The sequence below is a fragment of the Rugamonas sp. FW305-51 genome, assembly GCF_058786935.1.
The window spans coordinates 26954-42237 of sequence record NZ_JBYSZG010000030.1; the positions used below are offsets into that span (position 1 = coordinate 26954).

The 15284-nt window shown below is 61.2% G+C and carries 13 protein-coding genes; 6 read left to right on the top strand and 7 right to left on the bottom strand.

Annotated features, from left to right (window positions below):
* Positions 1-125 precede the first annotated feature (125 nt).
* The 4 genes from AC3WOS_RS19265 (at position 126) to AC3WOS_RS19280 (ending at position 2727) form a co-directional block, all read left to right on the top strand.
* Positions 126-488 (top strand): hypothetical protein, encoded by a 363-nt coding sequence (locus AC3WOS_RS19265; protein ID WP_492717648.1) that lies wholly within the window; start codon positions 126-128, stop codon positions 486-488.
* 29 nt (positions 489-517) lie between these two features.
* Positions 518-880, top strand: coding sequence for a DUF4870 family protein (locus AC3WOS_RS19270; protein ID WP_492717650.1), 363 nt, complete (start codon positions 518-520; stop codon positions 878-880).
* Between the two features lie 85 nt (positions 881-965).
* Positions 966-1760 carry a hypothetical protein gene (locus AC3WOS_RS19275; protein WP_492717652.1) on the top strand — a complete coding sequence of 265 codons (795 nt, stop codon included), beginning with the start codon at positions 966-968 and terminating at the stop codon, positions 1758-1760.
* A complete protein-coding gene (locus AC3WOS_RS19280; RefSeq protein WP_492717654.1) occupies positions 1744-2727 on the top strand; it encodes an AraC family transcriptional regulator in 984 nt (327 codons plus the stop codon). Before AC3WOS_RS19275 ends, AC3WOS_RS19280 begins: the two co-directional genes overlap by 17 nt.
* 30 nt (positions 2728-2757) lie before the next feature.
* On the opposite strand, the gene AC3WOS_RS19285 is transcribed toward AC3WOS_RS19280, so the two are convergent.
* The 4 genes from AC3WOS_RS19285 to AC3WOS_RS19300 all read right to left on the bottom strand — a co-directional run bounded on the left by AC3WOS_RS19285 (position 2758) and on the right by AC3WOS_RS19300 (position 5541).
* A complete protein-coding gene (locus tag AC3WOS_RS19285; protein ID WP_492717656.1) occupies positions 2758-3924 on the bottom strand; it encodes a cystathionine beta-lyase in 1167 nt (388 codons plus the stop codon).
* 383 nt (positions 3925-4307) lie between these two features.
* Positions 4308-4625, bottom strand: coding sequence for an EthD family reductase (locus AC3WOS_RS19290; RefSeq protein WP_492717658.1), 318 nt, complete (start codon positions 4623-4625; stop codon positions 4308-4310).
* 197 nt (positions 4626-4822) lie between these two features.
* Entirely contained in the window at positions 4823-5110 is a 288-nt protein-coding gene (locus AC3WOS_RS19295) for a hypothetical protein (RefSeq protein ID WP_492717660.1), read from the bottom strand.
* 62 nt (positions 5111-5172) lie between these two features.
* Entirely contained in the window at positions 5173-5541 is a 369-nt protein-coding gene (locus tag AC3WOS_RS19300) for a DUF6463 family protein (protein WP_492717662.1), read from the bottom strand.
* A gap of 694 nt (positions 5542-6235) precedes the next feature.
* Between AC3WOS_RS19300 and AC3WOS_RS19305 the strand changes: the two genes are divergently transcribed.
* Positions 6236-8506: a heparinase II/III domain-containing protein gene (locus AC3WOS_RS19305; RefSeq protein ID WP_492717663.1), complete on the top strand. Its 2271-nt coding sequence runs from the start codon at positions 6236-6238 to the stop codon at positions 8504-8506.
* Positions 8507-8634: 128 nt separating this feature from the next.
* Here the strand turns inward: AC3WOS_RS19305 and AC3WOS_RS19310 are convergent, their stop codons facing one another.
* A complete protein-coding gene (locus AC3WOS_RS19310; RefSeq protein WP_492717665.1) occupies positions 8635-9078 on the bottom strand; it encodes a cupin domain-containing protein in 444 nt (147 codons plus the stop codon).
* A gap of 239 nt (positions 9079-9317) precedes the next feature.
* Between AC3WOS_RS19310 and AC3WOS_RS19315 the strand changes: the two genes are divergently transcribed.
* Positions 9318-10610 carry a hypothetical protein gene (locus AC3WOS_RS19315; protein WP_492717667.1) on the top strand — a complete coding sequence of 431 codons (1293 nt, stop codon included), beginning with the start codon at positions 9318-9320 and terminating at the stop codon, positions 10608-10610.
* Between the two features lie 122 nt (positions 10611-10732).
* Here AC3WOS_RS19315 and AC3WOS_RS19320 read toward each other — a convergent pair whose 3' ends face one another.
* Together AC3WOS_RS19320 and rimO are read right to left on the bottom strand one after the other, a co-directional pair.
* Positions 10733-13375 carry a diguanylate cyclase gene (locus tag AC3WOS_RS19320; RefSeq protein WP_492717669.1) on the bottom strand — a complete coding sequence of 881 codons (2643 nt, stop codon included), beginning with the start codon at positions 13373-13375 and terminating at the stop codon, positions 10733-10735.
* A 385-nt stretch (positions 13376-13760) separates the two neighbouring features.
* Positions 13761-15161 carry a 30S ribosomal protein S12 methylthiotransferase RimO gene (gene rimO / locus AC3WOS_RS19325; RefSeq protein ID WP_492717670.1) on the bottom strand — a complete coding sequence of 467 codons (1401 nt, stop codon included), beginning with the start codon at positions 15159-15161 and terminating at the stop codon, positions 13761-13763.
* Between the last annotated feature and the right edge of the window lie 123 nt (positions 15162-15284).

The window sequence follows — 15284 nt, forward strand, 5'->3', positions numbered from 1 at the left end:
GATTTACACGCAACAATTTTTATTGCCTAGGGGCAGACAAACGGCGAATTCTTAATTAGAATACATTGCTTGCATATTTTGCATGCTTGATTTCCGATTACGAGATTCGACGTTTGGCTTCCCACATGAAAAAGCAGTTCCAGGCCGCCATTGCCGCCGTTGCCGCCATTCGGTTCATGGCGGCACACGCCCGCCGCACCGGCCTCGCCCGCGCCCTCGCCGCACGCGAGGCCCTGGCCTCCTGCCTGCCGCCAGATGACGGCCGCGCCCCTACCCCACAAGCCTTCTCACCGCGACCCGCGGCCTGCCGCGCGCCGCGCCGCCCAAGGCCGGCGCTGGCGCCGGCGACCTTCAAGCCCTGCTGGCCGCCATCCGCGATGGTGCGCCGCCTGCGCTGCCAGTCCATCCTGCCCGCCCCGGACGCGCCGCCAGCGGCCGCACACAGTACGGCCGGCGCTACCGCGCGCCATGGCGTTATGAGAAAATAAAAATTAACAACCACACCAAGGAAGCTAGCATGTCACAACAACTGATACTCGACGACCGCCTCGACTCGGCCAAGAACCTGGCATGGTGGCTCTACCTGGGCCACGCCGTCAGCTTCCTGTTTTCACTGGGGGCGTTTTCCTTCATCCCGCTCATCATCAACTACGTCAAGCGGCCCGAAACGGAAGGCACCTTCGTCCACAGCCACCACAGCTGGCAGATCCGCTCGTTCTGGTGGTACCTGGTGTGGATGGCGGTCGGCGTGGCCCTGTTCCTGACCATCATCGGCATCCCGCTGGCCTGGCTGGTGTGGATAGGCGCCTGGTTGTGGAAGGCCTACCGCCTGATCGCCGGCATCAGCGCGCTGAACCAGAACCGCCCCATGCCCGAGTAAATCCCATGGAGGCCAGCGCGGCGCGGGCATATTTGTCGAAAGCGCCTATAATTCGTGCAATTTGTTGCCCGAGTCCCGACACCGCATGCCCTTCCGCCCCCTGCTTGTCCTGTTGTGCCTGTGCCTGTTCGCCCCCGCCGCCGGCGCCGGCTGCCAGCCATTGCGCATCGCCTATATCGACCAGCACTTCCCGCCATACTGGCTGGGCAGCGGCGAGCAAGTGCCCGAGCCGCCCGGCGCCAGCGTGGAACTGCTGCGCAGGTTCGGCGCCAGCGCCGGCTGTCCCGTCGCGCTCAAACGGGTGCCGAACGCCCGCATCATGGCCACGCTGGCCGACGGCCAGGTCGACTTCGCCCCGCAGAACGCCAACAGCGCCAGCCAGCCCAACATCGTCTTCCCGCGCGACAGGACGGGCCAGCTGGACCTGGACCGCTCGGTGCAGCAACTGCTCGTCATCTTCGTGCGGGCCGACGACGGCCCCGGGCGCGCCGCCCAGCCAGCCACCTATTTCCACGACCATGTACTGGGCAACGTACTGGGCTCCATCTACCTGGGCCGCATGCGTAACGACGGCCTGCGCGTGGACAGCGGCGCCACCAACATCACCAGCAATTTCGACAAGCTGCGCCTGCACCGCGTCGACGGCGTGGCCGTGCCCTTGATTGCGGCCGGCGACATGGACGCCTTCATCGCAGCCCGTTACGGCAAGGCCTTTGTGCGGCTGGAACAGCCGCTTTACGCCGACCATATCTGGCTGGCCGCCAACGCCCAATATTATGCCGCCCACCAGATCCAGGTCGAAACGATGTGGACCTGGCTGGCCGGCCCCGGCAAGCTGCAATTTGCCAAACTGCTCAAGAAATATGCCGACCAGCACTGACACCTCCGCCGCCAGCCGCGCCGAATACGGGCGCCGCATCAACCGCGTGCTCGACTACATCGACCGCCACCTCGACACCCCGCTGGAACTGGCCCAACTGGCCGACGTGGCCAACTTCTCGCGCTTCCACTTCCACCGCATCTTCGCCGCCTGGATGGGCGAGACGGTGGGCGACTACGCGCGCCGGCGCCGGCTGGAAGTGGCCGCCTTCCGCCTGTCCTGCGGCACGGGCGGCACGGTGCTCGAGATCGCGCTGGGCACCGGCTTCGGTTCCGGCGAAGCGTTCGCGCGCGCCTTCAAGCTCAAGTTCGGCTGCACGCCCAGCGCCTGGCGCCAGGGCACGCCGCAGCGGCTGGCGCAGCAGGCCGCCGCGCTGGGCGAGCGCAAATTCACCCTGCATAGCAATCTGGATCAGGTGCTGGGCAAGCCAGATCAGGCGCGCGGGCGCCGGCCCGGCGAAGATGACGGCTCCCATCCAACCCAAGGAGCAAACAACATGGAAGTACAAGTGATCGACCTGCCCGCCGTGCGGGTAGCCTACCAGCGCCGCATTGGCCCGTACGGCCCCGGCATCGGCGCCTTCTGGCGCGAGACCATGGCGCCGTGGATGCAGTCGCACGGCCTGATGGAACAGCCCTGCTACGGCGTGGGCCTGGACGACCCTGTCCTGACCCCGGCCGACAAATGCCGCTACGACGCCTGCGTGGTGGTGCCGGACAGCTTTCAGGCCGGCGGCCAGGCCGCCATTGCCGCGCTGCCGGGCGGACGCTACGCGGTGGCCCGCTTCAAGGGCCAGCCGGCCGCCATCGCCGACGCCTGGATGACGCTGACCCGCGAATGGCTGCCGTCCAGCGGCCTGCAGTGCGACGAACGGCCCTGCTTCGAACGCTTCGACGCCGTCAGCGCGCTCGACCCGGCCAGCGGTGAGTTCAGCTGCGACATCTGCATTCCCGTGCGCGCCCTCTAACGGCGGGCGGCGGGCGCCGGGCGCTGGCGCTTACATGGCCGCCAGCGCCTGTTCGATGTCGGCGATCAGGTCCACCGTATCTTCCAGGCCCACATTGAAGCGCACCAGGATGCCCTCGTCGCGCCAGTCCTTGCGCATGTGCGCGATCCGGTACGGCATGACCAGGCTGTTGGCACCGCCCCAGCTGTAGCCGATCTTGAACAGCTTGAGCGAGTCGACGAAGCGGTCGGTCTGCGCCTCCGTGTAGGCCGGATCGAACAGCACCGAGAACAAGCCGCCGGCGCCGCTGAAATCACGCTGCCAGATCTCGTGGCCGGGACAATCCTGGAACGCCGGATGCAGCACCTTGCCGATCTCGGGCCGGGCCTGCAGCCAGGCGGCCAGCTTGCGGGCACTGGCATCGTGCGCCTCGAAGCGCAGCTTCAGGGTCGGCAGGCCGCGCAGCACCAGATAGGCATCGTCCGCGCCCACGCCCATGCCCAGCCGCATGTGGGCATTACTCAGCCGGTCGTGCAGCGCCCGGTCGCGCGTAATCAGGGCGCCCATCAGCACATCCGAACCGCCGGACTGGTACTTGGTCAGGGCCTGCATGATGATGTCCACGCCCAGCTCGAAACCGCGCAGCGCCAGTCCGGCCGACCACGTGTTATCGAGCGCCACCAGCACCCCGCGCGCGTGCGCGGCCTGGCAGATGGCCGGCAGGTCCGGCACTTCCATCGACACGGAACCGGGCGCCTCGGTCCAGACCAGCTTCGTGTTGGGCTGGATCAGGGCCGCGATGCCGGCGCCGATCAGGGGATCGTAATAGCGCGCCGTGATGCCGAAGTCCGCGCTGAGCCACTTGCCCAGCTCCCGGTTGGGGTTGTAGACGTTATCAGGCAACAACACATCGTCGCCGCTCTTGAGCAGCGCGAAGTCCACCATGGCGATGGCCGCCAGCCCGCTAGGCGCCAGCAGGCAGTACTGGCCCTCCTCGATCTCGGCCAGCCGCGCCTCCAGCGTGAAAGTGGTGGGCGTGCCGTGCAGGCCGTAGGTATAGGCGTTCTTCTCCTTCCAGTCCCCCGAGCGCATGGCCGCCACGTTCTTGAACAGGACGGTGGAAGCATGGTGGATGGCGCTGGGGAAAGCGGCAAAACCTTCCGGCGCCTTGTAGTCGGTATGCACCAGGGCGGTTTGCTGGGATTTTTTCACGGTCATGGCGGCGTGGGGACGGTTGCGGGACGGGCCGCCATCGTGGCGGCACGTTTGCGATTATAGGTGGTGCGGAGGGATTTGTCCGGGCGTAGCTCCGGGGGCTTCAACCGAGGAATAATTATCCCCACCTCTGGTTCGTACTCATCCGAGTTCGTTTCAAAATTAATGCCAATCGGGTCAACCTTGAACAGTAGCGATGAGAGCGCATCGAAAAGCTCAGGATATTGTAGTCGAACTGCTTTCCTCTTTTCTGGCTCAATGCCAGCAATCAGATCTATCCTGTTTCTTTGCTAAAAAAAGACCGTCTTCAACTGTCCGACATCCGCCTACCAACCAGCTCAACGTTGCTATTCAGCGGCACCGACAGGCGTCCGCTGGAAAAATGGTTAGCCATGTTCGAACACATCGACGAAGTGAAGCTCTGGTTTTAGCGTCGTGTAATTTTTGACGTCTTCCATTAACAGATGCCCAACAGCCGACAAGGCAGCTTGAGCGGTTGATATAGAAGAAAAGTATGCGTTTGAAGCCGCAATGATCTGCCCTTTTACTGGGGCGGCACTCAACAGATAACGATCACTCTCCAAACGTATGAGTCCATATGGCGTGAGAAGCTCATGAGTCAGATGCATGTGCTTTGTGTTGTAGTATTCATGGTCGAAGCTAGCGTCATCTGACCACCGATAGAAGCCAATCACCCGTAACATCTTTTCCTCCGATAGCTAACGTGTTATAGATCGCAAAACTGCAAGTTAACGTGACGTTTGCGATCTAACATCTCATGCTGAAGATCTGAAAGGCCCAGCCGCAGGGCCAACTTCAATTTTACTGCGAACTGGCTCAGGTATAAAAACAAGCAAACAACGCCACTTGTTGGATGTCGGCTATTGGCCGGAGGCGGCCCTCAGTCTAGCATCCCATCAAAGTGCATATGACGCTCCTTGATTTGAGCGTAACAGAAATCGCATACTACTTTGAAGTCGTTAAACTCTCTGAACGCTTCGGTCATCTCCTCTTCTTGTAGGAAGAGCTGCTCACACTCGTCGCACCAAGCTTGCAAATCGTCGGGGTCAGAGCTGTTCTCGATAAAGCCAACGATGCGGTCACGGATGTTGACCTGGTGGCAGCAGACAACTGCTGGCGTTCGGCGCCCATGAGTTCCGCATTTGATTAACGACTTATCGTCCGACATTTTTTCTCGATTTTCTCAGTCTGCTTTTGGCCGTTTCCTGCCTGACTATCGACAGCCCGCCATTAAATAGTAACTTTGGACAGAACAGATGTGCGCTTATAAAATATCGCAAATATTGCAGGGAACATCAACCAAAAACCGGAAACTGGCATCAACACGACCCCGGCGATAGTGAGCAATAAAAGTACGACACCAACCGAGTTTGAGACTTGCAACCCATTCTTCTCAATCGTAGAGATAAGCATCCCTACCACAAATAGAATTACTCCGAATAGTGCAAACCAGACCGCAAATCCAGTCTTTGCCGATTTTACAGAATTATAGAAACCGTCAGCAGCCAACTCACGGTAAGCGCTGTCAAAAAATAGAGATGCCACCGCAGTGTGACCAATGGCCACAAACATTACCCACTTACCAATCCACTCTTTCAAATTACCTCCTGTTCCACTATTCGCGTTTTGCGACGGGCGGCATTACGTTGTTTTTTGCCAAGATTATTGATTTGAATGATACCTTGATGATAGGCAGAAAAATGCACACAATGTCACGCCCATAACAGATGCCTTTGTAATCGGGCTGCTGTCCGTTCCGTCTCGGTGTGAGGCAACAGGTGCCTTTTGAAAAGCCCGATAGTGAGTTCCATCAGCTTCATGTCACGGCTCGGACATGGCGCGGCACGGTCGACCGCGGCGGCCAGCGCCGAATTGTCCATGTGCGGCTCCAGCAGCCGCAGCCGTCGCCAGGCTTGTTCCGCTTCGCTTCGCTTCGCGCTCCTGGTCGGCAAACAGGCTAGTTCTGATCGTAGGAAACCATTAATATTACCACAACGACATCGCACCATCTTTGGCAAGGTTTTTCGAGGTGCCCCAGTGTCATTTGTTCAGGTATGTGTCGTTTTTCATTCGACGAACTCAACTAAAACGAAATTCTTACTGGATATTTTTAGGAGGGACAATAAAATTTCCGTACGTGCCATTGGCGACCGACGCGGTGGCGGTGAGGACGGGCAAGCGTCAGGTGGGCGCGGCACCGGCCGTGACCGCAGTGGTGGCCGTCCGGGCGCGTGAGCGCAGATCCTCCTTCTGCATCGACCATGCCATTTGCATCTTTTCTAAGAGGTGAGTCATGAAATTCGAAACTGTCTCCCTGCTGCGTGGGCTGCTGGTGCTGGCCGCGGCTGCCTCGCTGCCCAGTTACGGCGCGGATTGGTCCGTTTCGCCCCAGGCCTATGTGGTGCGTGCCATGCCCACCAGTGGCCAGGTCCAGGCTCAGAATCCGCCCGCCTTCACGTGGCCAATGTATCCGGGCCTGACCAACACGGCCAGCTACGTGCTCGAGTTGACCTTGAACGGCACCACGCCGGTGGTGCAGAGCTTCACCGTCAATCGCCTGTGGTATCTGCCCGCGTCCACGCTGGCGCCGGGCAGCTATTCGTGGCGCGTGCGTCCGGCGGCCGTGGTCGACTGGAGTGCGTCGCGTTCCTTCGTCATCAATTCCACCTCGCAACCGTTCGTGGTGCCCGATAACACCACGCTCAAGAATTACATCGTCGCGCGCCCCCGTCCGCGCTCGCTGCCCGACGGCTTCCTGCCGCGCAGCGCCTGGACCACGACCATGATCAACGACCGCGGCCCGGGCATGCTGGACTTGATCGGCGGGGTGCAAAAGCGCATGACCTCGGTGCCCACCTACACCGACGCCAACTGGCCGATCGACACCTCGATCCAGCCGCTGACCTCGGCCGGCGCTTCCCAGCTCAACGCCATCCGCTGGGCCATGCTGGACGTGACCCGGCAGATCGAGGCGTCCGCGCTGCTGTGGGTGCTGACCAAGGATAGCCAGTTCCTGAACGAGGCCGTGCGCCGCGGCAATGAGCTGGCCGCCCTCAATCCGACGTATGACCCGACCCACGTCAAATTGTCGCCCACCGCCTACGTCGAGGATGACCTGGACGACCGCATGATCGACCTGGCCCTGATGAAGGCCGTCGACCTCTTGGGCCCGGCGCTCGATCCCGCCACCAAGGCCGTCTGGCTCGCCGCGGTCAAGGCGCGCACCACGGACATCTACAATGCCTTCAACACGCCCGACGGTGGCCTGGACGAATTCCCCTTCGATTCGCACGGCGCCGTGGCCCAGGGCTACCTGGCACTGATCGCCACGCTGGCGATCGGCGAGATTCCCGAGGCCAGCACCTGGTTCGATTTCACCTTCCGCGCCTATGTCAATTCGACCTCGCCGTGGAGCGGCGCCGAGGGCGGTTTCGCCAACGGCACCTCGTATGGCCAGCATTCGGCGCTGGCGGCCTTGTCACTGTGGCAGCCGATCATGGCCGCCACCGGCGTCAACATGTTCAAAAAGCCGTGGGCGCTCGGTTTCATGAAGTCGTTCATGCATTTCCAGCCGCCCGGCTCGCTGCGCCACACGTTCGGCGACGAACATGAGGCCGCCCCCGTGTACACCGAACTGAAGGGTTACGCCTCGCGCTTCGCCACCCCTGAGGCGGCCTGGTATGTGCGCAACCTGCCCGGCACCGAGGATCCGCTGACGGTGCTGCAGGCGCCTTATCCGCTGCCGGTGGCATCGGTGACGACGGCCACGCCGCCGCCCAACAGCGCGCTGTACAGCAGCATCGGCTGGGCCGCGCTGCACAGCGATATCACCAATCCGCTGCGCACCTCGATCTACTTCAAGTCCAGCCAGTATGGTTCGTACAGCCATAGCCACGCCGACCAGAACAGCCTGGTGCTCAACAGTGGCGGCCGCCTGTTGCTGATCGAGTCCGGCTACTATGACTGGTATGGCTCGCCCCTGTGGCACGACTGGTATCGCCAGACCAAGGCGCACAACGCCATCACCTACGATGGCGGTCTGGGCCAGCCGATCGATACCTACAATGTGCAGCTGACCCGCAACGGCAGGGTCACCTCGTTCGGCACCTCGTCCGCGCTCGATTATATCGAGGGTGACGCGACGGCCGCCTACAATGGTGTGCTGAGCCTGGCTCGCCGCTCGCTGTGGTATCTGCGCGGCCAGGACGCCGTGGTGGTGCTCGACAAGCTGGCCGCGCCGGTGGCCCATGCTTTCGAGTGGAATATGCATACGCCGGTGCTGATGACGGCCGACGCCAGCAATGTGGTGACGGTACTCAATGTCGACCGCGCCGTCTGTATCCGGCCCGTGACCCAGGGGCTGACCTATGTCAAGCGCTCGGCGCCGGCGCCCAAGGCGGGCACGGTGGAAGACCATGCCGCCTACGTCTTGCCAACGGCCACCACCGGCGAGTTCCTGATCGTGCTCGATGTCGGATGCAAGAATCCGGCCATCACGCTGAGCTCCACCCTGAGCGGGCGCACGCTGACCGTCGGTGGCGTGCCCGTCAACCTGCCGAACTAAGCGACGGGTCGATTGCCCGCACGAAAAAGAACGAAGGGCGTCAGCTTATGCGGACGCCGCTGGCGGGCATCGATGATGGCGTCGACATGCACCAGCTCACCGGCCGGCCACCGTCCAAAGTTATGTGCTCACTTATTCCCGGCGGGGACGAATTCCGGATGGGCCACAGTCAGCTTCTTCTCGGACGACCCCGTGTACAGCACGAGCAGCTTGACGCTCTTGCCGTCCAGGGCGCGGCCGTTGTGCAGCGTGTCCACCACTTCGGGCAGCGTGTCGCCCACATGCAGGACTTTCGTTTCGCCCGTGGCGCGGGTCACCTCCAGCGTTCCCTCCATCACGTAGGCGAACGATGGCACCTGATGTTCGTGCCAGCCGGTCTGTCCGCCGGCCGCGATTTCGACGATCAGCGCCGTCACTTCCGGCTGCCCGGCCGGATAGGCGATCGGCTTGCCATCCCAGCTGGCCGATGTTTTCATCAGCGGCGTCACTTTGACGGCGGCGGAATTATCGAGCGCCTGCGCCGCTTGGGTGACACAAAAAAGGGCGGCAGTCGCCAGTAGCAGATGTTTCATGGAAGTCCTTTCACGAGAGCGAAATAGTCTATCCGAAATGTGCTAAATTGCGATAAGAATAATTGCCGCTAGGGCATTATTTGCTGTTTTCCGTTGAACCATGATCTGGAAACTGTTGTAAAGGCGACGATCCGCTTATGCTGTTGGCTGATAGCTGGATCAACGACGAGGCCGCAACCTGCCGCCTCAAGGCCAGACGCCGCCATGCGCGGCATATGCCCATCGGGAGCACGACCGCAATGAACGACCTTACATGCCACTTGGCGCCTGTCGCCCTGCGCAACAACGCCTGCTTTTGCGTCAGCCTGGACCAGGATGCACTGCGCGTGGCCTTGCAGACCCAGCTGGGGCGGCCCGATCTGTACGAGCTGGTGCGGCAACGCTGCCCCTACCTGTTCGCCGCCCGCCCCGTCTTCGTCTCGACCAAACAGTTGATGCGCATGGAAGAACTGGTGCACACCATCGAATCGGTCGTGGCGCTGCCGGCCTACCGCGAGCGCGTGCTGGCCTACGCGCCCGACATCGCCCGCCACGACACCGGCGCCCGCGGCGTCTTCATGGGCTACGACTTCCATGCCGACGACAACCAGTTCGGCCTGATCGAAATTAACACCAACGCCGGCGGCGCCATGCTCAACGCCGTGCTGGCGCGGGCCCAGCGCGCCTGCTGCGCGGAGGCCGAATTCCTCGTGCCGCCGGTGGCCACGGCCGGCGCCTTCGAGCGGGAAATGATCGCCATGTTCCGCCGCGAGTGGGCGCTGGCCGGCCACGACCGCCCCCTGCGCAGCATCGCCATCGTCGATGATGCGCCCGAGCAGCAATACCTGTACCCGGAGTTCCTGCTGTTCCAGCAGCTGTTCGAACGCCACGACCTGCACGCCGTGATCGCCGCGCCGGACCGGTTCCGTCTCGAGAACGGCGCCCTGTGGCTGGACGACCAGCCCATCGACCTGGTCTACAACCGCCTGACCGATTTCGCGCTTGAAGCACCGGCCAGCGCCACCTTGCGGGCAGCCTATCTGGCGCGCGCGGCCGTGCTCACGCCCCACCCGCGCGCCCACGCGCTGTATGCGGACAAGCGCAACCTGGCACTGCTGAGCGATGCGCACGAAATGGAGCAGCTGGGCGTATCGCCGTCCCAGCGCGCCATCCTGCTGGCCGGCATCCCGCGCACGGAGCTGGTGCGGCCAGAACACGCCGAGCGACTGTGGAGCGAACGGCGCCGCCTGTTCTTCAAGCCGTTCGGCGGCTACGGCGGCAAGGCCGCCTACCGGGGCGACAAGCTCACCCAGCGCGTGTGGCAGGAGATCCTGGCCGGCGGCTACGTGGCGCAGGCGCTGGTGACGCCGGGCGAGCGCACCATCTCGCCCCAGCAGCCGCCCCAGGTGCTGAAGTTCGACCTGCGCAATTACGCCTACGACGGCGCCGTGCAATGGGTGGCGGCGCGCCTGTACCAGGGCCAGACCACCAACTTCCGCACGCCCGGCGGCGGCTTCGCGCCGGTCTACGAAAACGTGATGGCGCCAATATGAAAAAACGCGCACCGGCTCGCGGCGGTTCCTCATCTTAACCAGCACCAAAAGGCAGGCGGCAGTCGCTTATTCATCGCTTGTAAGCACGCGCGGGCCGTTTCACAACCGCGTATCGATGCCCGTTAATTCCGGTTTTCCGCTTGACTTTCCGCCACCGCGACCCGATCGCGCCCCTCGCGCTTGGCCGCGTAAAGGGCGGTATCGGCGGCTTTGATCAGTTGGCCGATGCTCTGCTCCTGGGATAGGCAACACGCGACGCCTATCGAAATGGTCACGGCGAGGATTTCATTCCTGTAATTGATACGCAATTGCTCCCTCACGCCATCGCACAGTCGTTGGGCGATCGCAACGGCGCGTTCCCGCTCACAGGCCGGCAGAATAATGACGAACTCCTCGCCGCCGTAGCGGCAGGCCACATCACTGTCGCGGCAGTACTTGCCAAAATGGTTAGCGAGTTCATGGAGTACCAGGTCGCCGGCGTCGTGTCCGTGCGTGTCATTGAATATCTTGAAATGATCGACATCGATCATGAAAAGAGCGAGCGGCATGTTATGCCGCTTGATTTTGCGGATTTCCTGCACGGCGAATTCTTCCATGAAACGCCGGTTGTAAAGGCCGGTAAGTGGGTCCCTGATCGATTGGTCCCGCAGCCTGTCCTTGAGGATCAGGTTGGCGAGCGACAATCCCAGATGGTTGGTGAAGATGACGGCGGGGCCTTGCAGGGTCTCCGCCGTGATCCGGTTCCCCGTGTCGCCACCAGGTAGCGGTTGAATATGCAGCAGACCGAGGATTTCGCCCTGGGCAACGAGCGGCACGCACAGGTAAGTGAGATGTTCACGCGGCTGGATGTGGTTACATAACAGCTGCTTGTCGCCGTCGATGACACTATATGGCTTACCTTGCCGCAGTGCCCAACAGTCGTCCCGGCCGAACTCCGTGTCGATGCCGTTGCCCCCTCCCCATGAAACAACTTCTTCGAGCCTGCTTTTGCTCGCGTCAAAAAGATATAACGCGCCATTGCATGCCGGAAAGAAACGTCCCACGTACTCGCTGATGATGCTAAAGGACTCGCGGGTATTGTGGCATACCTGGAGGAGCTCTCCCATTTCCTGGAACAGGGACTCCTGCACGGTGCGTAGCTCCAGTTTGCCGATGTAGCTCGACAGTTCCGCAGTGCGCTCGGTCACCCGCTGTTCAAGCTCCTCTTTAATTTTGTTCTGCGCTTCCTCGGCCATTTTCCTTGCGGTCACGTCACTGCAAAAGCCGTCGATGGTGGTGATGGAACCGCTGGCGTTGGTGTAGGCCCGGGCATTGACCGAAACCCATAACGAAGTACCGTCACGCCGCCGGTAGACCGTTTCGAAACTGGTCACCGTGCCATTGCGGGCGAGCGCCGAAAGCAGGCGCGCATTCTCGTGCGCATCGGTATAAGACTTGGTACCGATGTCGGCAATCTCCCGCAACAGGAATTCACGGCTTTCATAACCGAGCATTCTGGCGAGCGAGGGATTGACGCTGAGGAATTTTCCATCGGGCGCCATCGTGAATACGCCTTCGACCGCGTTTTCGAACAAGAGGCGAAACTTTTCCTCGGAAGCGTGGAGACTCACACTCGATTCCGACAGTTTCTTCATGAAGCTGTTGTAATAAGCGGCAAGCTGGCCGAGTTCATCGCCGCCGCCGGCGTCGATTCTGCTCGAATAGTCGCCTTTTTCCCCAAGAGAAAACCCGCGCATAATTTCCTGAATAGGCTTATTGATTAATGAACTCAGGTACCAGGTGATCGGCACGACCAGCACGATGACCAGCCCCAGCGTGAGTAAGGTCGCGTAGCCGATGGTCGCCAGCGGATCATCCAACTCATCAATGGCAATCGATGACGCGACGATCCAGTCGAACTCGGGAATGTAGTTAAAGATGACCAACTTCTTGCCGATTTTGCTTTCCCCGGGGTGCCGCCACGAGTACACAATTTTCCCGACTTTTTGGGCGCAAATTTCCTTGATGAATTCCCGGTTGTTGGCGTCCCTCTCTGCATAGATATTTTTGCCCTGAAGCTTGGGATGAATGATGAGGTTGCCCTTGCTGTCCATCACATAGGGATGGCCGGTTTTACCAAACGATATAGCCAGAATGTCATTCCGGAAGTCGTTCACATTGAACAGGTCCTTGAACTCCTCGCGGTAAGACGACGCGGAAATGATCCAATCCCAGGGCCCGAAGTAGGTCATGTAAAGCGCCTTCTTGCGAGGCGCCACTTCACCGGGATTGGCCCAGTCGTACTCGAGGTACCCCTCCCTGGTCTTGATCTGCTGGCCAATAAAACCGTACTTCGACAGGTCGGCGCCAGTCAATTTCGGGTGGACCCGGAGTACGCCCTTGCTGTCCACGCAGTAGATATAACCTGTCTTCCCGATGGTCTGCGCAAGCAGTATCTCGCTCGCGCTCTTCTTCGCATCCTCCTCGCTCATCCGCCCCTGCCGGAATTCGTCGTAGTAATGCTGGACAATGCTCCGGTTCATGTCGCCGACAGCGCGCAGGTTGTTCTTGATCGAGGCGTCGGCAGCGCTCTTGACCATGCTCATGATGATATTGGTCGTGTTGGTCAGTTCCGTCTCGGAATGCGCTTCGATGGTGTTTTGCGCGACCGCGAAGATAACCACGCTGCCGAAGATGACCGACACCAGACAGGTGAGCAAATAGCTGAACAACAGCTTCTTGCGAAGAGAAAGCTTGGATAAAAAAGCATAAACTGGGTGCGTCATAGGAGCTTCCGTTCGCTTTCATCTGATAGCAAGCCAGTTTCATGCTATCAGCTTTTTATACGATATTCGCGGAGCCTGATGAAATTTGTTCAAATTCCAAACTATTTTCATCGCCGCATGCGCGTTATCAAGATCAGCAACTACACGGCATGAATTGGATTGACGTCGTCCGCAGCGGGAGTTTCATTTGCCAGGTACGCGAACTAGTGCAACCTGGCGCACAGGGGATGCGCACGAACAGGCGCGCCTGTACCAGGACCAGACCACCAACTTCCGCACACCCGGCGGCGGCTACGCTCCGGTCCGCGAAAACGTGATGGCACCGGTATGAAAAAAGGCGGACCGCCTTGCAGCGGGTCCGCCTTTTTTCCGGGGTGAGCCAGGCTTACTGCGCTTCGCCCCACAGGTCGTGGGCGTCGGACGCGGTGATGGTCACGTCGACGAACTGGCCCACGGCCAGCTTCTTGTGCGGCTCGTACGGCGGCTTGACGTAGACCACGCCGTCGATTTCCGGCGCGTCGGCGCTGGAGCGGCCCACGCCGCCGCTGCGCGTCACTTCGTCGATCAGCACGCGCACGGTCTTGCCCACCTTGGCCTTCAGGCGCTTCTTCGAGATTTCTTCCTGCAGCAGCATGACGCGGCCGCGACGCTCTTCGCGCACTTCTTCCGGCACCGGATTTTCCAGTTCGTTGGCGGTCGCGCCTTCCACCGGCGAGTAGGCGAAGCAGCCCAGGCGGTCGATCTCCGCTTCCTTCAGGAAGTCCAGCAGGTATTCGAACTCCGCTTCCGTCTCGCCGGGGAAGCCGGCGATGAAGGTCGAGCGGATGGTCAATTCCGGGTTCATCTTGCGCCAGGCCTGGATGCGGTCCAGGTTCTTTTCGCCGCTGGCCGGACGCTTCATGCGCTTCAGCACTTCGGGGTGGGCGTGCTGCAGCGGCACGTCCAGGTAAGGCAGGATATGGCCGCCGCTCATCATCGGGATGATCTGGTCCACGTGCGGGTACGGGTACACATAGTGCAGGCGCACCCACGCGCCGTAGGACTTGGCCAGCTCGCCCAGCGCTTCAGTCAGCTGGGTCATGTGGGTCTTGACGGGACGGCCGTTCCAGAAGCCGGAGCGGAACTTGACGTCCACGCCATAGGCCGACGTATCCTGCGAAATGACCAGCAGTTCCTTGACGCCGGACTTGAACAGGTTCTCCGCTTCCAGCATCAGTTCCGCGATCGGGCGCGACACCAGGTCGCCGCGCATGGACGGGATGATGCAGAAGCTGCAGCGGTGGTTGCAGCCTTCGGAAATCTTCAGGTAGGCGTAGTGCTTGGGCGTGAGCTTGATGCCCTGCGGCGGCAGCAGGTCGATGAACGGCTCGTGCGGCTTGGGCAGGTGCAGGTGGACCGAATCCATCACCTCGGCCAGCGCGTGCGGGCCGGTCACGGCCAGCACCTTGGGGTGCACCTTCATGATGATGTCGTCGCCGGCGGCATCCTTCTTGGCGCCCAGGCAGCCGGTCACGATCACCTTGCCGTTTTCGGCCAGCGCTTCGCCGATGGCGTCGAGCGACTCCTGCACGGCGGCGTCGATGAAACCGCAGGTGTTGACGATGACCAGGTCGGCGCCGTCATACGACTTGGCCGTTTCGTAGCCTTCGGCGCGCAGCTGGGTCAGGATCTGTTCGGAATCGACCAGCGCCTTGGGGCAGCCGAGCGATACGAAGCCCACTTTCGGCGCCGCACCGGTGGTGGTCGGCGTGCTGGCGTCCTTGGGAATACGGGAGATGGAATGCATGGTTACTTTGCTCAGAAAATTCAGGCCAATCGGGGATTATACATCGTTCCAGCCCATACCGGCGAGCAACGACAACCGGCTGGTCTAGACCGGAAAGCCACAATCGGGCCGATACACCGTCAC